At 55.3% G+C, this 20,305-nt stretch carries 21 protein-coding genes and 1 riboswitch; of the genes, 11 read left to right on the forward strand and 10 right to left on the reverse strand.

Going from position 1 to position 20,305, the window contains the following annotated elements:
• Window positions 1-345: 345 nt before the first annotated feature.
• The 5 genes from speB to ABJN86_RS03365 form a co-directional block, all read right to left on the reverse strand.
• Window positions 346-1,302: an agmatinase gene (gene speB, locus ABJN86_RS03345; protein ID WP_348377621.1), complete on the reverse strand. Its 957-nt coding sequence runs from the start codon at window positions 1,300-1,302 to the stop codon at window positions 346-348.
• The gene (locus ABJN86_RS03350; RefSeq protein WP_348377622.1) at window positions 1,299-2,294 is read right to left on the reverse strand and encodes an arginase family protein; all 996 of its coding nucleotides are present in this window, start codon (window positions 2,292-2,294) and stop codon (window positions 1,299-1,301) included. The genes speB and ABJN86_RS03350 overlap by 4 nt, the downstream gene beginning before the upstream one ends.
• A 56-nt stretch (window positions 2,295-2,350) precedes the next feature.
• Window positions 2,351-3,925, reverse strand: a complete 1,575-nt coding sequence (locus tag ABJN86_RS03355) for an ABC transporter permease subunit (RefSeq protein ID WP_348377623.1) — start codon at window positions 3,923-3,925, stop codon at window positions 2,351-2,353.
• Window positions 3,922-4,971, reverse strand: coding sequence for a betaine/proline/choline family ABC transporter ATP-binding protein (locus ABJN86_RS03360; protein WP_348377624.1), 1,050 nt, complete (start codon window positions 4,969-4,971; stop codon window positions 3,922-3,924). The genes ABJN86_RS03355 and ABJN86_RS03360 overlap by 4 nt, the downstream gene beginning before the upstream one ends.
• A 102-nt stretch (window positions 4,972-5,073) precedes the next feature.
• Window positions 5,074-6,024 (reverse strand): glycine betaine ABC transporter substrate-binding protein, encoded by a 951-nt coding sequence (locus ABJN86_RS03365; protein WP_348377625.1) that lies wholly within the window; start codon window positions 6,022-6,024, stop codon window positions 5,074-5,076.
• A gap of 170 nt (window positions 6,025-6,194) precedes the next feature.
• Between ABJN86_RS03365 and ABJN86_RS03370 the strand changes: the two genes are divergently transcribed.
• On the forward strand, window positions 6,195-7,100 hold the full coding sequence (locus ABJN86_RS03370) for a LysR family transcriptional regulator (protein WP_348377626.1): 906 nt from the start codon (window positions 6,195-6,197) through the stop codon (window positions 7,098-7,100).
• Window positions 7,101-7,527: 427 nt separating this feature from the next.
• On the opposite strand, the gene ABJN86_RS03375 is transcribed toward ABJN86_RS03370, so the two are convergent.
• A complete protein-coding gene (locus ABJN86_RS03375; RefSeq protein WP_348377627.1) occupies window positions 7,528-8,763 on the reverse strand; it encodes a urate hydroxylase PuuD in 1,236 nt (411 codons plus the stop codon).
• 100 nt (window positions 8,764-8,863) lie between these two features.
• Between ABJN86_RS03375 and ABJN86_RS03380 the strand changes: the two genes are divergently transcribed.
• A complete protein-coding gene (locus tag ABJN86_RS03380) occupies window positions 8,864-9,769 on the forward strand; it encodes a LysR family transcriptional regulator (RefSeq protein ID WP_348377628.1) in 906 nt (301 codons plus the stop codon).
• Here the strand turns inward: ABJN86_RS03380 and uraH are convergent.
• Window positions 9,766-10,119 carry a hydroxyisourate hydrolase gene (uraH, locus tag ABJN86_RS03385; protein WP_348377629.1) on the reverse strand — a complete coding sequence of 118 codons (354 nt, stop codon included), beginning with the start codon at window positions 10,117-10,119 and terminating at the stop codon, window positions 9,766-9,768. The two genes, ABJN86_RS03380 and uraH, sit on opposite strands and share 4 nt — an antisense overlap.
• Before the next feature lie 143 nt (window positions 10,120-10,262).
• Between uraH and ybeY the strand changes: the two genes are divergently transcribed.
• The 4 genes from ybeY to metK all read left to right on the forward strand — a co-directional run bounded on the left by ybeY (window position 10,263) and on the right by metK (window position 14,465).
• Entirely contained in the window at window positions 10,263-10,760 is a 498-nt protein-coding gene (gene ybeY, locus ABJN86_RS03390; protein ID WP_348377630.1) for an rRNA maturation RNase YbeY, read from the forward strand.
• Window positions 10,761-10,798: 38 nt separating this feature from the next.
• Window positions 10,799-11,698, forward strand: a complete 900-nt coding sequence (locus tag ABJN86_RS03395) for a hemolysin family protein (protein ID WP_348377631.1) — start codon at window positions 10,799-10,801, stop codon at window positions 11,696-11,698.
• 5 nt (window positions 11,699-11,703) lie between these two features.
• A complete protein-coding gene (gene lnt, locus ABJN86_RS03400) occupies window positions 11,704-13,215 on the forward strand; it encodes an apolipoprotein N-acyltransferase (RefSeq protein ID WP_348377632.1) in 1,512 nt (503 codons plus the stop codon).
• Between the two features lie 14 nt (window positions 13,216-13,229).
• Window positions 13,230-13,278, forward strand: a riboswitch (SAM-SAH riboswitch).
• Between the two features lie 5 nt (window positions 13,279-13,283).
• Window positions 13,284-14,465 carry a methionine adenosyltransferase gene (metK, locus tag ABJN86_RS03405; RefSeq protein ID WP_348367682.1) on the forward strand — a complete coding sequence of 394 codons (1,182 nt, stop codon included), beginning with the start codon at window positions 13,284-13,286 and terminating at the stop codon, window positions 14,463-14,465.
• Between the two features lie 138 nt (window positions 14,466-14,603).
• Here the strand turns inward: metK and ABJN86_RS03410 are convergent, their stop codons facing one another.
• Window positions 14,604-14,957 carry a hypothetical protein gene (locus tag ABJN86_RS03410; RefSeq protein ID WP_348367683.1) on the reverse strand — a complete coding sequence of 118 codons (354 nt, stop codon included), beginning with the start codon at window positions 14,955-14,957 and terminating at the stop codon, window positions 14,604-14,606.
• Window positions 14,958-15,055: 98 nt separating this feature from the next.
• Complete coding sequence (locus tag ABJN86_RS03415) at window positions 15,056-15,337, reverse strand: DUF1330 domain-containing protein (protein WP_348367684.1); 282 nt, start codon at window positions 15,335-15,337, stop codon at window positions 15,056-15,058.
• A gap of 78 nt (window positions 15,338-15,415) precedes the next feature.
• Between ABJN86_RS03415 and ABJN86_RS03420 the strand changes: the two genes are divergently transcribed.
• The 3 genes from ABJN86_RS03420 to rpiB are packed head-to-tail and all read left to right on the forward strand — an operon-like array spanning window position 15,416 to window position 17,532.
• Complete coding sequence (locus tag ABJN86_RS03420) at window positions 15,416-16,306, forward strand: LysR family transcriptional regulator (protein WP_348367685.1); 891 nt, start codon at window positions 15,416-15,418, stop codon at window positions 16,304-16,306.
• Between the two features lie 43 nt (window positions 16,307-16,349).
• Window positions 16,350-17,060: a tRNA (guanosine(46)-N7)-methyltransferase TrmB gene (gene trmB, locus ABJN86_RS03425; protein ID WP_348367686.1), complete on the forward strand. Its 711-nt coding sequence runs from the start codon at window positions 16,350-16,352 to the stop codon at window positions 17,058-17,060.
• A 22-nt stretch (window positions 17,061-17,082) separates the two neighbouring features.
• Window positions 17,083-17,532 (forward strand): ribose 5-phosphate isomerase B, encoded by a 450-nt coding sequence (gene rpiB, locus ABJN86_RS03430; RefSeq protein ID WP_348367687.1) that lies wholly within the window; start codon window positions 17,083-17,085, stop codon window positions 17,530-17,532.
• 125 nt (window positions 17,533-17,657) lie between these two features.
• On the opposite strand, the gene ABJN86_RS03435 is transcribed toward rpiB, so the two are convergent.
• The gene (locus ABJN86_RS03435) at window positions 17,658-18,230 is read right to left on the reverse strand and encodes a hypothetical protein (RefSeq protein WP_348367688.1); all 573 of its coding nucleotides are present in this window, start codon (window positions 18,228-18,230) and stop codon (window positions 17,658-17,660) included.
• 71 nt (window positions 18,231-18,301) lie between these two features.
• Between ABJN86_RS03435 and ABJN86_RS03440 the strand changes: the two genes are divergently transcribed.
• Both ABJN86_RS03440 and aroA read left to right on the forward strand, forming a co-directional pair.
• A complete protein-coding gene (locus tag ABJN86_RS03440) occupies window positions 18,302-18,757 on the forward strand; it encodes a MarR family transcriptional regulator (RefSeq protein WP_348367689.1) in 456 nt (151 codons plus the stop codon).
• A 201-nt stretch (window positions 18,758-18,958) separates the two neighbouring features.
• Entirely contained in the window at window positions 18,959-20,305 is a 1,347-nt protein-coding gene (gene aroA / locus ABJN86_RS03445) for a 3-phosphoshikimate 1-carboxyvinyltransferase (RefSeq protein WP_348367690.1), read from the forward strand.

Consider the following 20,305-nt stretch of genomic DNA (forward strand, 5'->3'; position numbering starts at 1 on the left):
ATCATGACGGCTCATCCAATAATTGGGACACTAAATAGGGGTCAGCAGATCAGGCAACCCATCGAATGGCTCGCACAAAATTTGAGCGCAAAGTTGCTCGACGCTCCGAAACCGACGGCCAAATTGAGCCTTCAACCGCCCGGATGAAACAGTTTTGTAAAACTCGCAAAAATGCTGCTTCAGGTATCCTTCCCTTCCAATCTCTTGGCTGAGTGGTTTGAAGCACAGTTTTCTACGTGTCGCGCATTAAAACGGGTACCGGCGGTTCGACCCTCAATCCAAGCCGCACGCTTGAGCGCATCGAGCCGGACTAAGAGTTCCTCTTCCGGAAACTCGTTCCCAAAATTATGTCCCCTGCGAAAGAACACACAAAAGTTCGAACATGAGCGATGCGCCCAGCCAAGCCGTCGTTCCATTTGGATCAAATGGGGGGGATACTTCGACCAAATCGGCACCGATGAGATTGAGGCCAGCCAGTTCCCTGATGACCTGTTGGGCTTGATAGCTGGTCGGGCCGCCGATTTCTGGTGTGCCGGTTCCAGGGGCATATGCCGGGTCTACAAAATCAATATCGAACGTGCAGTAGGTCGGGTCAGCGCCGACAATCTCGCGTGCTTCGGTCATCACATCTTTTATACCACGGTCAAAGAACTCCTCGATCCGAATGATGCGAACGCCTTGCGCCTCGCCCCACTCGATATCCTCACTGTTGTAAGAGGTACCGCGAATGCCAATTTGAACCATGCGATTTGGATCAACTAGACCTTCTTCTATGGCGCGGCGAAATGGCGTTCCGTGAGTGAACTTGTTGCCATCGAAGTAGCTGTCAAACAGATCGGTATGTGAATCAAACTGGATGAGTCCAACGGGGTTGTCACGGGCTAGAGCACGCAAAACTGGCAAGCTAGAAAGGTGGTCACCACCAGCCGTCATTGGTGTGATGCCGTGGCTTTTCAAGACGTCATAGAAAGCTGTGATGCGAGCCATGCAATCGATAATATCAACCGGGTTTGGGGAAATGTCGCCAAGATCTGCACAATTTACGGCTTCGAACGGATTGACCCCTGTCACAGGGTTGCCTGACCGGATCATCGTGGACAGGTCTCGCAATTGGCGCGGACCATGACGCGGACCTGATCTGTTCGTCGTACCACTGTCCCACGGGATACCGACAATGCCAATCTGCACATCGGCGTACCGCGGATCAATTGGAGACAAATGAGGAAGGCGCATGAAGCTTGGAACGCCGGCAAAGCGCGGAAGGTCGATTCCGGAAACGGGTTGGAAAAATGGGTCGCTCATTTGGATACTCTCGATTTGGTTGCGGTATTTTCAGCGATCATCGAAATCATTTCGAACATGATAGCCGACGCGGTGAGCGCGGTTATCTGATTGGGGCTGTCTTTGGTCGGCATCATGCAGACGACGTCACCGCCGATAATGTTCATGCCACGCACCGCATGAAGCAACGCGATAGCTTCATCGATATCGAACCCTTTTTCACCTGCTTCGATGTTGGAAACCGCAGGTGCAATTGTAGGATCAAGGCAATCAAGATCAAACGTTATATAGATTGGACGCCCTTGCATCACGTGTTTGATCTGGGCTGCTACATCTTCGATACCGCGTTTGCGGAATTCACGCATGGTTACAACGTTATAGCCATAGTCGTACGACGGCTGTAGCCAATCCAGCGTCCGGGCGTGCCCGCGCAAACCGATTTGCATCGAGTGGGTTGGATCAACTTTGCCCTGATCTGCTAGGTACGCCCCCCAATGCGCCGCAGATTTTTGAGCGCCAAGAAAGTGGTCGACCTTGGTGAAGACATCCGTATGTGCATCAAGATGAAGGAAGCAAATAGGTTCACCCTCTGTGAGGTTTCCACATCCTAAGGCCTGCACAATGCCTCCCGTGATAGAATGATCGCCCCCTACAGAGACAGGGCGTGCTCCAGATTTATCGAGTTCTGTATAGAACCGCGTGATCTGCTCAATGCAGTCTTCATTGTCATTCGCTCGAGGAAACGGGACATCACCAATGTCTGCAATCTTTGCAGTTGTCCAAGGGTTCAGTTCAAATTGGCTGTGCACGCGGCGTGCGATTGCGGACACATTGCGCAGGGCACGTGGTCCAAGATGTTGGTCGCGCTCTGTCGTGCCATTGCCTGTTGAATGAGGGACGCCAACAAGTGCAATGTCCTTTCCTTCTGGCCCTTCGTTCGGGCATCGAAAGAAGGTCGGGATGCCCCACCAATATAGGTTGTCCATCATCGAATCTAGGTGTTCATTGGCCATTCTTTGCTCCTTTCGGTATCGCGTAGCCGCGCCGTCATGTTGGTTTTTAGAGGTCGTTAGCGCTGCTGTTGTGCGCTTTTGCGATAGGCGCCCTGTGCGATCCGGTCGATGACCATCGCACACAGCAGGATCGCCAAGCCGCCAAGAAGCCCCTGACCTTTTGCCGCGTATTGAAGCGCCTCAAGGATCAACGCACCAAGACCCTCAGCCCCGATTAGGGACGCGATGACGACCATGGAAAGTGACATCAGGATGGTTTGGTTGATGCCAGTCATGATGGATGGCAACGCAAGGGGGAGCTCCACGTTCGTCAATAATTGCCATGGCGAACAGCCAAAGGCGACCGCTGCTTCTTTGGTGGCGTCCGGCACGCCGCGCATGCCAAGGGCCGTCAGGCGGATAACGGGCGGCATTGCAAAAATTAATGTTGCTAAGACGCCCGGTGGCTTACCCGTGCCAAAAAATGCAATGATTGGGATCAGGTAAACAAATGCCGGCATGGTTTGCATGAAATCAAGAACTGGTTCCGCAAATTTATAGGCCCGTTTCGACTTTCCAAACCAAATGCCAAGCGGGATGCCTATGATTACACAAAGGAACGCTCCAGCCCCAATAAGTGCGACTGTTATCATGGAAAGTTCCCACAATCCCATACAGGCAAGATAGGCAAGCGACGCAGCTGTAAAGATCATCACGCGTAGGCCGGCCAAACGGTAGGCCATCACGATGATGACAAACATCACCACGGGCCATGGCGTTTGAATCAACAGGACTTCAAGCGCATCTAGGACCCAGCGGATTGTTGCGGTGACACCGTCAAAAACACCGCCAAACTTGATGGCAAGCCAATCAAACCCATCGTCCCCCTTGAGGGACAAGGCAGAAAAGTATTCCTTCCCAACCGGAAACTCCGTGATAGGAATCCGTTGCCCCAATAGCCCACCAGTCAGCCCAGCGACGACATTGTCGGGGTTTGCAACTGTGAAACGGATTAGTGTCAGCGGCCAAATCGCGAGAAGGCCAAGGACGCCAAACACGACACCGCTTCGTGTGACGCCGGATTGTTCACGGCCAGATGACCGCCAGCGCAGGAATTGGGCCTCATAGGCAATGTTTGCTGTGAACCCTTCGAGTAGCTTCAATAGGGCAAACAGGCCAAGACCTGCAATCAAAACCAGTGTCGCGAATTCATTCGCGGAATTGGCCTGTTCCAAAGCGATATCAGCCGCACCTCTTAGGTTTTCAGCAATTTGTAACTTTGCCATTGCACTTGTTGGATCACCTGCTGCGGTTAGATCGGCAGCCTGTTGTTCTCGTTGGGCAATATTTTCCAAAAGACGTTCGTAACGTTGAAGTTGATCTGCTCCAAGCTCGCCCCATAGACCACGCACGATCTGGACCAATGCAAAGAGTTCGAGAACGAGAAAGGTCCAGAAAAACCCCCAAACACCGCGAGATGCGGCCCACACCGGGCCAAAGATTGAAGCCCAGGTGTTCCAGGATCCTGAAAACCCCGTCTTGCATTGGATGCGTTTGAATTCGTAAATATAGTAGGGCGCGTTGACCCCAACAAAGTCTGAGATGGACTGATTTAGCGTATTCGCATCTGTTTTCGAACTCTGAACTGTCATGCTTTGCCCCCCTTGATGCCACGTAAAAGCGTCGACTTATCCACCACCCCGATGTCAGCCCCTTGATCATCCGTGATGACAACGGCGAATTCGGTTGTGGTCGAAATATCGATAAGTTTATCCAGATCGGTCCCGTGGTGCGCACGCGGGCTTTGGGACAGGTCTTCGCCCGGTGGGGGCACGTAATCCGCGATATCGATCATGACCGAATGGGCGAAAACGAGTTTCAGTTTGGAAATGCCGTCGACGAAGTCGCGCACATAATCGTCGGCGGGTTGGGTCACAATTTCTTCGGGTGTTCCAATTTGAACAATGCGTCCATCTTTCATGATAGCGATGCGGTGTCCGATACGGATCGCCTCGTCCAAATCATGCGTAATGAAAACGGTGGTTTTTTGTAGTTCAGCGGAAAGCGCCATGAACTGATCTTGCAGCTGGCGACGGATCAACGGGTCGAGCGCCGAGAACGGTTCGTCCATCAAAAGAACATCAGGATCTGACGCAAGCGCGCGGGCCAGACCGACACGTTGTTGCATTCCGCCTGACAATTCGGAAGGGAACCGATCTTCGTAGCCCGTTAGATTGACGCGATCCAAACAGGTTTGCGATATAGCCCAACGTATTCCTTTGGGTTCGCCGCGAATCTGAAGAGGAAAGGCCACATTGTCGCGCACGGTAAGATGCGGCAGCAGCGCCATATGTTGGAACACCATGCCAATGTTCTTGGATCTAATCTGGCGTAGCTCAGCCTTATCCAACGCCAGCACATCCTGTCCAAGTATCGAAATCCGACCCGCTGTAGGTTCGATTAGCCGGTTGAGGTGCCTGACCAAAGTCGATTTTCCTGACCCTGAAAGCCCCATAATGCAGAAGATTTCGCCTCGTTTTACGCAGAAAGAGCAATCCGCAATGCCTACAACACAGCCGAACTCGCTTAGCACATCGGATTTGCTTAATCCGCGCTCTTGAACAGCCGTCATAGCGGTATCTGCGTTGGCACCAAAAATTTTCCAAACGCTGTCCAGCTCGATCACTGTATCGTTCATGTTCATAACTTTCTTACGCGTCGCAGTTCGAACTGGCCGCCAGATGATGGAGAATGTGAAAAGCCTGCCAGCGTCGCGCAAACCACGCTGGCAGGGACGGGGTTACTGGAACCACGCGTCAACAAGGTCCGCGTTTGCATCAACCCAGGTTCGCGCAAATTCAGCCGGGTCTTGCCCCTCAACCGATAGGGCATAAACCATGCCGTTCACCTGTTCCGTGTTGAAAGAGACATTGGCGAGCATTTCGGCAGCCAGAGGCTGGGTGTTGGCAAGGGCAAGGGAGTAGAAGACGTGCAATTTGGTTGCATCCCAAGCCGTAGGGGCCGTTGAAAGTTCAAGCCAATTAGGATCATCCGTTGGTTGAATAACGTTCCATTGATCGGCGTCAAATTCTGGTTCGGTCAACGTTACAAGGTCATAAAGCGAAAACATGTGGTGAGGGGTGTAACAAAAGAACACGATGTTTTCGCCTTGGGCCGTCGCGTTGTCGACCTGCGCCATGGCCAGCGCTTCATCCATCTCAACAAGCTGCATGGTTTCATCATAGCCATAAGACTGTGCTCGGATTTTCTCTACGTTGGTTGAGGCCCAACCCGCACCACCGATCCAAACTTCGCCCATGCCATCGCCGTCTGTATCAAAATTGGCTGCCATCACGGGGTTGGACAAATCGCTGAGCGCTTCAATGCCTGTGCGTTCGGCGGTCTCGCGGGTCACGCACATGTTTTGGTCCGACAAAACGGTGTTCGGATTCATCGCCACTGTGCCCTTTTCGGTCACAAATGTGTCGTGTAGGTTCTGCTGGTTGGGCATCCAAACTTCAGGATGTACATGCATTGCGCCGGAATCCATCGCTTCGAAGATGATTGGATTTGTGCCGTTTTGCAGGGCGACTTCGAGGCCTAAATTATCTTCGATCGCGATTTTTAGAATGTTCGCAGTTGCACCAGCGGATGCCCAGTTCGGCACGCCAATGACGACGTCCTGAGCCATCGCAGTTGAGCTGAGTATCAATGTCGTTGCAGTGGCGAAAGGGATTACTGATTTGATCATATCGATCTCCTAGTTGGTTTTTCGTGTTGTTCTTGGGGCGAGGCTTCTGATGAACCTTTTTCCCGGACAATCAGTCACGGGCTGCACCAATACAGATCAAATCAGTTAGTTTCCTAAAACTACAAATTTCAGGAATTTACTTTGATGATGATACAAGTAATATTAGCTCAATGTTACCAAGCTATCTGTCCAAAGCGGATCTTCACCTGCTCTATGTCTTCATAGTGGTTGCTGACGCGCGTGGCTTTTCGGCGGCCCAAGTCGACTTGAACGTTTCGACGTCGACGATTTCGAGGCAGATTTCCGATATTGAGACGCGCCTTGGCATGCGTTTATGCTCTCGTGGTCGCGGGGGGTTTCAAATGACGGCTCAGGGGGACCTGGTCTATCATGCCGCAAAGAAACTGTTCCAATCGCTCGAAGAATTTGGAAACGAAGTAACAGGCGCCCGCGACAATATCGCTGGACATCTGTCAGTTGGTGTCGTCGACAATTGGATTTCAAACGGAACTTCAGCCATGGTGCGCGCGCTTTCAAAGTTTGCAAGAATGGCGCCTGATGTCAGCCTGGAGATTCATACGCTCGCCCCAGACGATCTTGAACTTGGGGTGCTCGATCGACGGATATCGTTCGGAATTGGCGTTTTCCATTCACATAAACCGGGGGTTGAATATGAGAAGATCAGTGAAGAACACGTTGATCTTTATTGTTCAACCGAACATCCGTTGTACAACTGTCGTAATCCGGCACGCCTCAGTGAAGGGATCGCCAATGCTGCTTTGGCCAAAAGATCTTATTTGAACGAAAGCCATGTTGCGCCAGTGACTCGCGGGATGAAATCTAATGCTGAGGCCCATCAAATAGAAGGGATCGCCACGTTGATTCTGACGGGGCATTATATCGGATACCTCCCGCAACCGTTCGCGGCCGATATGGTAAAGGACGGGCGCATACAAGCCATTTCGAACGGTGATTTTGCTTTGCCTGTTTCGATTGAACTGATCAATAAGCGTGGCCACGCGAGAAGCCTTGTAGAACGTACCTTTGTTGAGTGCTTAACTTATCAATCAACCTGACGCATTCGCGCCAGTTGTGCGGACCCCGTCTGATTGAAGGTTTCTTATTTAGATAAGATCATCGCCGCACTGCAACCTTAACACCGTAAAACTGGTTTTCGGCACGCTAGCGGTCGTGTTGAGTTCGACGTCCGCTGTTTGACCTTTAGGTTTGCGACGTCGCAAGTGCGGCGCAAGGCAACTTTGAACCGATGAAGTTTTTCTCTGTAAGCGTAACAAAGAGAAAGCAGCCACTGTCAGGAAAAGCCGCAAAGTCCGCTTCGTCCCTCAAAGCGGGCATTGATTTAGGTCGCGGGGAATGTCCGGTCTGGGTCAGAAATGCGCGACGTTTGGGGCAGTAGTTCGTGACCCGATCTATTGATTGGATTCAGAAGTTTGTCACGTTGAGGTGAACCTATCCAACGTTCTATACAACTAACGACGCGGCTTAGTCCGCGGCCCCGTCGCGGTACCACGCAACGATGATCTGGCGGTTCTTTGGTGTCATGGTTTCAATCGCATTTGGGGGCGGCATGGCGTTGGTGACCCCTGCATGCAGGAAGATGGATTCCGCGTGGCGCGTCACGTCGCCCACGGTTTCCAGCACCACGCCCTTTGGGGGCCAGTTGATCCCGTCCCAAGCCGGCTCGCGGGAATGGCACATGGAGCAATTGCCCAAGACCACATCAAACGCGTCTTCAAAGCCTTCGGCCTCCGCGAACTTCTGCTCATAGGGGGTAAGGGCGCGGGCCTCGGCGTCCTCATAGGTGTCGAGCATCGGGTTGGTGGACAGCCATGCGATGATGATCATCAAAATGACGGTCACGCCCCACGTCCAGTTTGGCCCCTTGCCGGTGGAGTGCATGGTGTTGAAGTAGTGCCGTATGGTGACGCCGGTGAGGAAAATCAGGCTGGCGATGATCCAGTTGTATTGCGTGGCGAAGGCCAGCGGGTAGTGGTTGCTCAGCATCAAGAAAATCACCGGCAACGTCAGGTAGTTATTATGGGTCGAGCGCAGCTTGGCGATCTTGCCATACTTGGGATCAGGCGTACGTCCGTTTTGCAGGTCCGCCACCACGATGCGCTGGTTCGGCATGATGATGAAAAACACGTTCGCCGTCATGATGGTGGCGGTGAAGGCCCCAAGGTGCAGCAAGGCCGCGCGGCCCGTGAATATCTGGTTGTAGCCCCAAGCCATCACCACAAGGATGACAAACAATAGCACCATCAACAGGGTGGGGGCCTCGCCCAGCTTGGACTTGCACATGAAGTCGTAGCACAGCCACCCGATGGTCAAGGACCCAGCCGAGATGGCAATGCCTTGCCACAGCAGCAGCTCGGCCTTGTTGGGGTCCAACAGGAACAACTCGCCGCCAACCCAATAGACGATCATCAGCAGGGCCGCACCCGATAGCCACGTCGAGTAGCTTTGCCATTTGTGCCAGATCAGGTGGTCGGGCATGTTTTCGGGGGCGACCATGTATTTTTGGATGTGGTAGAAGCCGCCCCCGTGAACTTGCCACTCCTCGCCCGTGGCCCCTGCGGGCATGTTCGGGGCCTTGCGCAGGCCGAGGTCCAGCGCGATGAAGTAGAACGACGCACCAATCCACGCCATGGCGGTGATCACATGGGTCCAGCGGACGGCGAACCCGATCCAGTCCCACATCACGGCAAAATCATACATGAGGCGTCTCTCCTTAGTGCGTCTTCTCCCCACACTAGTAGGGATTTTACTTTTCGGGTATTAGGGCTAATCGCCCAGCTGTGTCAAAAAAAGCAATAAAATGTCCTATCTCGATAATATCCGAACTTTCATCCGCGTCTATGAGTTGGGCAGCATGTCTGCCGCTGGTCGTGACATGAGGATTTCGCCCGCCGTGACCTCCTCGCGCATTGCGTCCCTAGAGGAACATCTTGGTGTGCGTCTGTTTCAACGCACCACCCGCAACCTGACACCAACCGAGCATGGAAAAACTTTCTATGACGGGGCGTGCCAAGTGCTGGAGTCCGTCGAGGCCGCAGAAGCGCAGGTCGTCAACATCACGGAGCAACCTCGCGGGTCATTATTTGTCGCGGCACCTTTGGGCATCGGGCGGCGTATCATCGCCCCGCAAGTGCCTGCGTTCTTGGATCTCTATCCAGACGTGAGCCTGCGGCTACGCCTCACGGATCGCAAGGTAGACCTGACGACAGAAGGCTTGGACTTGGCGATCTTCTTGGGCCAGCCGGAAAACAGCGACCTGCGGATGAAAAAGATCGCTGATGTGCCACGGGTTTTATGCGCCTCGCCCAGCTACATCGCGGCGCGCGGGCATCCATTTAGCGGTGCGCAGATCGTAGATGGGGGGCACGAATGCCTCAACCTGCGCTTCCCCGGGGCGGTTGATTTCCAATGGCCCTTGATTACCAAGAGCGGCGTAAAACGGTTCCGCGTCGGCGGGCGATTTGAATGCGACGACGGCGACACCCTAACTGATTGGGCGCTGGCAGGGCATGGCATCGCATTGAAGCCGGTGTTTGAGGTGGCTGATTACCTGAAGTCTGGCGCCCTTGTGGTCGTGGGGGAAGACACACCGCCAGAACCAATTCAGCTGGCTTGCCTCTTCACGCACCGCCGCCACCAAGACCCCAAAACGCGGTTGTTTATGGATTTCGTCTCTGAGCAGATCATATCGGTGATGAAGGGCTAGCTGCCCCGATAGGTGGAATAGCCAAACGGGCTAAGCAGCAGCGGCACGTGGTAGTGCTGCGCCTGCGACATGCCAAAGCGCAGCGGGATCACATCCAAGAAGCGCGGCTCCTCGGGTGGGGTGCCGATGCGGTCGAGATAGTCGCCGGCGTGAAAGACCAATTCATAGGTGCCGATTTCAAATTCAGCTTCGGGCAAAATTTGCGCGTCAGTGCGCCCGTCGTCATTTGTGGTGACGGTTTTTAGATGCGTGCGCTGCTCCCCTTCGATCCTGTAAAGATCGATGGTCATGCCGTTCGCAGGGCGGCCCTGAGCTGTGTCGAGGACGTGGGTGGTCAGAAAGCCGGACATGAAGTGCTCCTATCGTGTGTTTCGTGCACTGTCTCAACTGAGGCGCGGGAAAGCAAACCCTGTTAGGCGCAACAGACCTTCATCCTGAATTTGAAAAACCCACAAACCATTGACGCGGATGAGGGCTGCTGTAAGTGGGGTTCATGGCACAAATAGAAGTATTAACCGAAGACACCCGCTGGACTGACGCTGGCTTGCCCGCTTTGGCAGAAGTGGCTTGTACTGCGGCATTGGTCGAGCTGTCACTGGATGCGGACTATGAGATTAGCCTGCTGGCGTGCTCGGACGCGCGGGTGGCAGAGCTGAACACTGAATTTCGCGGCAAGCCGACGCCCACAAATGTGTTGTCTTGGCCCACGGAAGAACGCGGCGCGGCCATTCCCGGCATGATCCCGCAATTGCCCGACGGTGCCCCACATGAATTGGAATTGGGCGACATCGCCATTGCCTTTGAGACCTGTGTTCGGGAGGCTGAAGAGGCAGAGAAGCCATTTAACGACCATGTGACCCATCTTTTGGTGCATGGAACGCTTCATTTGTTGGGGTTTGATCACATAAATGATCCAGATGCCGCTTTGATGGAAGGTTTAGAGACCAGAATTCTTGCAAAACTAGGTATTGAAGACCCATATAGTACGTAGGGCTCCGCATTTGGGGCCAATTAATTGGAAAAGGACCGATGGGCGCAGAAATCGAAGGCTCGTCTACCGCAGCGCAAAGCGCGCAGGACATAGACCCTAACCAGACCGAAACCGCGATTGGCGGTGGGACGGAACCTGGACTTATATCACGAGTGATCGCCGCCTTCCGCGCGCCTGATCCTGTTGACACTTCTTCCCAAAGCAATGGAACAGTTCAAGCCCCCGTGCTTGGCCTTGGTAACCTGCGTGTAAAACGCGTGGAGGACGTCGCCGTCCCGCGCGTTGAAATCGTGTCGGCATCTAAGACCATTAGTTTGGAAGAACTTGTTGAGGTGTTTCGCGAAAGCGGACTGACCCGATTGCCGGTGTTCGAGGAAACTTTGGATACGCCCATTGGGATGATCCACCTCAAGGACTTGGCACTGCGCCACGGCTTCAACGGCAAAGGAACCAAGTTTGATCTGGAGGCGATGGTGCGGCCGGTGCTGTTCGTGCCGCCCTCCATGCCGATTGGTGTTCTGCTGGCGAATATGCAGACCACGCGTAAACACATGGCCTTGGTGATCGACGAATATGGCGGTGTGGACGGGTTGGTGACCATTGAGGATCTGATCGAACAGGTTTTGGGCGAGATCGAAGATGAACATGACATCGACGAAGCCGACCTGTGGAAGATGGAAAAACCGGGATGCTACTTGGTGCAAGCTCGCGCCCCTTTGGAGGAATTCGAGGCCGAGATCGGCCAACGCTTGTCTGACGACGAAATGGACGAGGAGATCGACACTCTCGGCGGATTGGTCTTCATGCTGTCGGGCCGCGTGCCGACGCGCGGCGAAGTGGTGGAACACCCATCGGGCGCCGAGTTCCAGATCATCGACGCTGACCCTCGCCGCATCAAGCGCCTTCGCGTCTTGGTGCCGCTTGCCAAGGCCGGTTAAGCCACATGATACGTCGCGCCTTCCGGCCTGAAGCAAGGCCAAGCTGGCGAACGCTTGGCTTAGCCGCGATTGCGGGGGCTTTGGGGGCTTTGGGGCAGGCGCCTTGGTCGCTTTGGCCCGTGGCTTTGTTGGGGTTTGCGGGGTTGTTTTGGCTGTACCGCGAAACGCTAAGCGCCCCGAAGGCTGCATGGATCGGCTGGGCGGGTGGTGCCGGATACTTCGCCATCGCGTTGTTTTGGCTGGTGGAGCCTTTCTTGGTCGACATCGCTCGTCATGGCTGGATGGCGCCATTCGCGCTGTTCTTTATGTCAGGGGGACTGGCGCTTATATGGGCCACGGCCTTTGGAGTGGCGCACCGAATAGGGGGCCTGATTGCCCTTGTTATCTTGTGGTGCGCCGCAGAAATGCTGCGCAGCGTTTTGTTCACGGGCTTTCCTTGGGCCACGGTTGGTCATATTTGGTCGGGCCACCCGATTTTGCAACTCGCAGCTCTTGGTGGCACACCAGTTTTAACTTGCGTCGCTTTGGCGATCTCGGCGGGACCGAGTTCTCGAAAACCCCTTGTGGGTATAGGCATGTCAGCGGCTCTTTTGGGCGGTAGCTGGCTATATGGTGCGCAAGTTCTCTCTACAAATGCTGCGCTATTCACCGATCAAACGGTGCGGTTGATCCAACCCAATGCTGCGCAGCATTTGAAGTGGGACCCAGAGCACAGCGGGCGATTTTTACAACGCGCAGTAGACCTGACGACGGAGCCTGCGGATGCCCCGCTTGACCTGATTGTCTGGCCTGAAACTTCAGTTCCCTATCCGCTCAACGGGGCCCCTGCGGTGCTGGAAGCCATCGCGAAAGCTGGGCGCGGAACGTCGGTAATCGTCGGGGGCAATGACCGGATTGAGGACGGCTGGCGTAACACGCTGACTTTGCTGGACCAGAACGGCCAGAGGACGCAGACCTATCACAAGTACCACCTTGTCCCCTTCGGTGAGTACATCCCGTTTGGTGAGGCTTTGTCGAAGCTTGGCATTCGTGGCTTGGCCTCGCGCGATGGCGGCGGTTTTTCTAAGGGCCCCGGTCCGCAATTGATGGATTTGCCAGGCATTGGACCCGCGCTGCCTTTGATCTGCTACGAGCTGATTTTTCCGCGCAGCTTTAGAGGGCTTGATCGCCCTAATTTGTTGCTGCAGATCACCAACGATGCGTGGTTTGGTAACATCTCCGGTCCTTACCAGCATTTGGCACAAGCACAGGTCCGCGCAGTGGAGCAGGGCTTGCCGCTGATCCGTGCTGCAAACACTGGCGTCTCGGCAGTGATTGACCCTTGGGGGCGTGTGTTGGCGCAGACGCAACTCAATGAGGTCGCGTTCTTGGATGCCAAGGTGCCAGCCCCAACAGATGCGACGTTATACAGCCGAGTTGATGATTGGCCGATGCGAGGGGGCTTGGCCGTGTTGCTGTTGTGGCTGATAATCGCTCGCCGGCGTGTTTCCATTGACCAGACAGCCCCACACAGGTAGGGCAGTGCGAACCTTCGCCGCCACAACGGCTTCCTGACGTGGCTGAGCACTTAAACCGGAGCAATTTCATGGCACGACAGAACTACCAATTTACCTCGGAATCCGTATCCGAAGGGCATCCTGATAAGGTGTGCGACCGCATTTCCGATGCCGTCCTAGACGCGTTTCTCGCTGAAGAGCCCGAAGCACGCGTGGCGGCTGAGACTTTCGCCACGACAAACCGTGTGGTCATCGGGGGCGAAGTTGGCCTGTCGGACCAAGACAAGCTGCATGACTACATGGAGCGGGTCGACGGCATCACCCGCGACTGTATTCGCGACATCGGTTACGAGCAGGATAAGTTCCACTGGAAGACTGTCGAAGTCACTAACCTGCTGCACGAACAATCCGCCCATATCGCCCAAGGTGTAGATGCGGCGAAGGACAAAGAAGAAGGTGCGGGCGACCAAGGCATCATGTTCGGCTACGCCTGCAACGAGACGCCAGAGCTGATGCCGGCCCCAATCCACTACGCCCACTCCATCCTGCGCCGCTTGGCCGAGGTGCGCAAAGACGGCACCGAGCCAACGCTCGGCCCAGACGCCAAATCGCAGCTGACTGTGCGCTATGTTGACGGCAAGCCGGTTGGCGTGTCTTCGGTTGTTTTGTCCACGCAGCACTTGGACGAAAGCATGACATCGCAGGACGTGCGTGCGGTGGTTGAACCCTACATCACCGAAGTTCTGCCAGAAGGCTGGTTGTCCGCTGACACCGAATGGTGGGTGAACCCAACGGGCAAATTCGTCATCGGTGGCCCTGATGGGGACGCGGGCCTGACAGGTCGCAAAATCATCGTGGATACTTACGGTGGCGCGGCCCCGCACGGCGGCGGCGCGTTCTCTGGTAAAGATCCGACCAAGGTTGACCGCTCGGCGGCTTATGCGTCGCGCTACTTGGCGAAAAACGTTGTTGCCTCAGGTCTTGCGCAGCGCTGCACGATCCAGCTGAGCTATGCGATTGGTGTGGCCAAGCCGTTGTCGATTTATTGCGACACCCATGGCACTGGCGAGGCGCCTGACGCAGCGATCGAAGCAGCGGTTGCGGGCCTCATGGACCTAACCCCGCGCGGCATCCGCGAGCATCTGGGCATGAACCGCCCGATCTATGCCCGCACCGCCGCCTACGGCCACTTTGGCCGCGCCCCAGAAGCCGACGGTGGTTTCTCGTGGGAGCGCACGGATTTGATTGAGGCGCTGAAAAAGGCGATTTAAGCAATCGCGTAATTTAAAGTTACCCAAAAAGGGCGGCCTTAACTGGTCGCCCTTTTTGGGTCTTAGGCGGGCTTTGAACAGCATCAAGAAGTTGCGTTGGATCGCGAGTCTTTGTGGTTGGGCTCCAATTGCGCCCGACTAGCTGCCACCATTCCAAAGATACCATGCCAACGTGATGCTCGCCGCGATGATGACGTAGGCGATTTTGGTCACTACGCCCTGCACCAAATCGTTGAAACTCGGCCTCAGCACGATTTCAGTGAGTGGCGCTTGTGATCCGCCTTTGGCAATTACGCGCTGCAGGGTTTTCGTGAAGCCGTCCCAAATGATCGGTTGCAGGCAGGCAAAGCCTACGCCGCCAAGCAAGGCAAATACCGCGAGTGTTGTCCGTCTGGCTAAGTCGCGATCCCCACCAAACAGACCAAGGGTCGCCTCGCCGATCACAGCGAGGACCACCAATACTGCAAAGCAAATGACGGATATGATCCACATGACGAAACCTTGAGCTAAAGAGGTTGGCAAACTTACTTTGCCGACTTTCTCGCAACTCAAGGTTCTGCGCCACCCAAAATGGGCCTTTCGTAAGCTACCTAACCCAGAAGCATAATATCTGATGACCCGGCGCCACGGCGGAGCGCATGCACATCGGCCAGTTCTGGGTCGTTGGCCCAACCAAGTGCGGATTCCTTGTCCGGAAAACTCAGCAACGCGGCCACGTTTGGCGGAGTAGGGTTGCCGTCCAGAGTGGTGAACTCACCTGTTGCGGTCTCAACCTTGCCGCCATGCTTCGCCAAGGCTGCGCCCGCGACTTCGCGGTATTGGGCCATGAGATCAGGGTCGGTGACGGTCAGATGGGCGATTGCATATATCATTGGTTTTTCCTGTGTGTTGAGATGTCTCGAACCTAACGCCAAAAGGATCAGGCAAAAACGCGTGTATTTGCAGTCTTCATGTGCGAAAATGCATGGATGGATATGGCTTGGGATGATCTGCGCACGGTGCTTGCATTGGTGCGCCACGGCTCGCTTGCGGGGGCGGGGGCGGCGCTTGGGGTGAATTACACAACCGTGGCCCGCCGCATTCGCCGCGCTGAAGGCACCTTAGGTGAGCCCTTGTTTGAGCGTTTGAGTGATGGCTACTCTCCTACGCAAGCGGCACAATTGATCGCTGAACATGCCCAAGACATGGAGCAGGCCGAACACGCTTTGATGCGCCGTATGAAAGGGGCGGAGACGCAGCTGTCTGGCCCCCTTGTTATCACGGCCTCGCAACTTCTGATCGCCAACTTTTTGACGCCAGTTCTGGATCAATTCACCAGTGCGTATCCGGCAGTGGAGCTGCGCATCCTCGCCACCAATGAAATGTTGGACCTGTCTCGACGTGAGGCCGACCTCGCGGTTCGGATCAGTCGATCCCCTGGTGATGAGCTGACAGGGTTGCGGCTCCTTAGTCAGGATACGGCCAGTTTTGCCACCGCGGATTGGGCGCAGCGTATATCCCAAGACCCAAATACGATGATCGATTGGGTTGTGTATGATGCAACTCCCGACTTGCCCAAGGGGGTAAGCCCTGATTACCCCAACATGCAGGTCAGGTTTCGTTTCGATGATATGGTGGCGTTAATCGGTGCCGCGCAAGCTGGCTTGGGCGTGTTGCGGATGCCGATGTTTCTAGGGCGGACGATTGCGGGCTTGGTGCAAGTGCCTGTCCTACCGCCGAGATCATACGCGGACATATGGGTGGTTGGTCACCCTGATGTGTGGCCGTCCGCCAAGGTGCGGGCGTTTCGGGAGGTGCTTGTTTCCCATTGCAAAGCCAACAAGGGGTTGTTCGTGGCGTAAGCTTTCGTTGCACAAGGCGTGCAGCACCGCTACACCGCCGCGCATGAGTATATCAGACACAGATTCCGCGACACCTCGGCGCAACTTTTATGGTCGCCTGAAGGGCAAGACCTTGAACGGGCGTCAACGCCAAGACTTCGACGAGGTCTTGCCAGACTTCCATCTGGAAAACATCAGCCGCGAAGACAACCCAGAGCGCGTGATGCTCGACACCGACGCTCTGCGCGCGGGCAAGCCCTTGTGGCTGGAGGTGGGCTTCGGCTCGGGCGAGCATATTTTGCACCAAGCCAAGGCCAACCCCGATGTGCAATTCATTGGTTGCGAAATCTACGTCAACGGCGTGGCGTCCCTGCTTGGCAAAATCCGCCGCGAGGGGGTGAATAACATCGTGATCCACCCCGGTGACGCGCGTGATTTGTTGGATGTCTTGCCGGAAAATAGCCTTGATAAGATGTTCTTGCTCTACCCCGATCCATGGCCCAAAGCCCGCCACCATCGTCGCCGCTTTGTGACGCCGGAGCATCTTGGCCCCTTGGCCGAAAAGCTGAAATCGGGCCATGAATTCCGCGTCGCCACCGATATCGTCGACTACGTGCGCCAAACCTTGGAAGAGGTCCCGCCTGCGGGCTTCAAGCTGACGCAAGACCCAGAGGACCTAAGCCAAGAATGGGACGACTGGTTCTCCACCCGCTACGAGCAAAAAGCCCTGCGAGAGGGCCGTACCCCGCATTACATGACGTTCATTCGCAACTAATACCCATAAGGATCACTTAGCCATGACTGCCAAAACCCGCATCGTTATTTCCAGTGACCACGCCGACATCGAGCTGCGCAAAGCCATTGCCGCTCATGTAGAGGGCCTTGGGTATGAGGTTGAAGACATCGGCCCGATGACGTCTGAGAGCACCCATTACCCCAAACACGGCGAAGCGGCGGCGCAGCGCGTGGCGTCGGGCGATTGCGATTTGGGCATTCTGTTGTGCGGCACGGGGCAGGGCATCATGATGGCGGCCAACAAGGTCAAAGGCATCCGCTGCGGTGTGTGCTCCGACACATTCTCGGCCCGCATGATCCGCGAGCACAACAACGCCAACATGCTGTCTATGGGTGCACGGGTGCTGGGTGATGCGCTGGCAATGGATGTTGTCGACGCCTTCTTGGGCGCCGAATTCGAGGGCGGTCGCCACGCCACGCGGGTAGATATGATCACGGCGATTGAGGGGTAGACGCTGCTTGAACTGGCTGCGGCCACCTCTATGAGCGGTGGGCGCAGCGAATGGCTGGTTTGAGCCCATGTTGACCGATGCCGCACCAAGAACAAGCGACCGCTTTTAATCATTCTGGCAAGTAGTCAACCGATATTCGGTTTGTTCAAAGCGCGCCCAGAAACTAACGTCAAGAGGCTGACGAGTGATAGTGCCAGTCCCAACGTGATCAGTCCGAATTTTAGAGCTGCAAAAGCGGAATACGGGATCGCGAGCCAGTCTGAAAAGGTGCTTGGATTCGCCAGCATGACAAAAGACCAGCCATTTTCAATCATGTCGCTTGTGCCACCAAAAACAAAAGCCAAGCCCGCCAAAACGCCAATTCTCCGTCCAATGCTCTCGGCGCGGTTGGATCGTGCAATGAGTGTGCAAACAAACAGACCGATCCCCAAAAAACCGAGAATAAAGCCGAAGTCGATCAGCTGCGTCTTAACATAGATGTCCAAGGTTCCGGCGTCGGTCATGGCGGCGTAATATTCTTTGACCGTTTCGCCGCTGAAGCTTGTTTGCCCGGTCATGTAATCGACAGGATGACGTGACGCGGCATAGCTGGCGTCCAACTTACCCTTCGCCCATTGGAACCAAACGACCGAAATAACGGCCAATGCCGCATGGATCAGAACAGGCATATCAATAATTTTCTTCATAACTTTCAACATCAAATTGATTCTCCATTTGTATTCCTGGGAATGTATATATATTCTTGAGAATGTAGTGCAAGGAGTTTTCTATGAGCGCATTAACGGGTCCCCTTATCGCCGAATGCTCAACTTGGCTTTCGATTGTGAGCAAACTTTTTAATACGCGCATGGGCGTATTACTTGCCCCTCATGATTTGACCCCCAGCCAATTCAGCATCTTGCACCACGTTACACGTCAACGCATAACGGGCGGCTGCAGCATTTCGCAGATCGCAGCTGCTGTCGAAGTTGAGCAACCAGCTGTTACAAAAACGATGGCTAAATTTCAGAATATGGGGCTTGTTAGGGTCGAACCCCATCCTTCTGACAATCGGTCCAAACTCGTTAGCGCAACACCTGAAGCAGACAGGCTATTGGGCACGATCTATCAAGATATGGGCCCTGACCTTTTCAAAGTATTTGGTAGCCTGAATGGTTCCGATATTGAGGCCTTTGCTGGAAACCTCAAAGCACTCGCTCAGTGGTTGGACGAGAACCGCCTTTGATATCGCTATATTGAGCCGCTTGGGACGAGATTAATCCGAGAAGGGAGAACAGACCTTGGCGCAACTGAAACGAAGGCCCTCTTAGTCCCGCACAACAGCCATTTATCCCACCACCGATACCCCAACACAAACGACGATGGACCCCCGCGCGCCACTGGGCTATCACGTCTGGGCTTTTGACTGACCAGAAAGAACTGCCCTATGTCCGGCCACGGTGACCCAATCCCAATGACTTCCCGCGCTGGTGGCGCATTATCTGGCGAGGCGCATGTGCCGGGGGATAAATCCATCTCGCACCGCTCCCTGATTTTTGGCGCGATGGCCGTTGGGGAAACCAAGGTCTCGGGTCTTTTGGAAGGGCAAGACGTCCTCGACACGGGCCGCGCGATGCAAGCCTTCGGCGCCGAAGTGATCAACCACGGCGACGGCAATTGGTCGGTGCACGGCGTGGGCGTGGGCGGCTTTGCTGAGCCGGAGCAAGTGATCGATTGCGGCAATTCGGGCACCGGCGTGCGGCTGATCATGGGCGCTATGGCGACCTCGCCAATCACTGCGACATTCACCGGCGATGCATCCTTGAACGGGCGCCCGATGGGACGGATCACCGACCCGCTGGCGCTATTTGGCACCCAAAGCTACGGGCGCAAAAACGGGCGGTTGCCGATGACGCTGATAGGGGCGGCAAACGCGGCCCCTGTGCGCTACACCGTGCCAATGCCATCGGCGCAGGTGAAATCTGCGGTGCTATTGGCGGGCTTGAATGCTGTGGGCGACACCGTGGTGATCGAGAAAGAAGCGACACGCGACCACTCAGAACGCATGCTTGTAGGCTTCGGCGCGAACCTGAGCGTTGACGAGACCAATGAGGGCCGCGTGATAACCCTGCAAGGCCAACCAGAACTGAAGCCGCAAACTATTACTGTGCCGCGCGACCCAAGCTCGGCGGCTTTCCCTGTTTGCGCGGGCATCGTGGCGCCGGGGTCAGACGTGTTGGTGCCGGGCATCGGCTTGAACCCAACTCGCGCGGGGCTGTTCACGACCTTGCAAGAAATGGGCGCGGAGCTGACATTCGAGAACATGCGCGAAGAAGGCGGGGAGCCTGTGGCAGACCTGCGGGCCAAGTTCTCTGACAACATGCAAGGCATCGAGGTGCCACCAGAGCGCGCGGCGTCAATGATCGATGAATACCCCGTTCTGTCCGTTGTCGCGGCCTTCGCAACTGGCAAAACAGTCATGCGCGGCGTCAAAGAGCTGCGCGTGAAGGAAAGCGACCGCATTGATGCGATGGCGCGGGGCCTAGAGGCCTGCGGCGTGACTATTGAGGAAGATGAAGATACGTTTATCGTGCACGGCATGGGCGCAGACGGCGTTCCGGGCGGCGGTACATGTGCGACGCATCTGGATCACCGCATTGCGATGTCGTTCATGGTGCTGGGGCTGGGCACACAAAAGCCGGTTCATATTGACGATGGGGGGCCGATTGCGACGTCCTTCCCGATTTTTGAAGGTTTGATGCGCGATTTGGGCGCGACTATTACAAGGGACTAA

The sequence above is a fragment of the Litoreibacter sp. genome (assembly GCF_039974535.1).
Lineage (GTDB): Bacteria > Pseudomonadota > Alphaproteobacteria > Rhodobacterales > Rhodobacteraceae > Litoreibacter.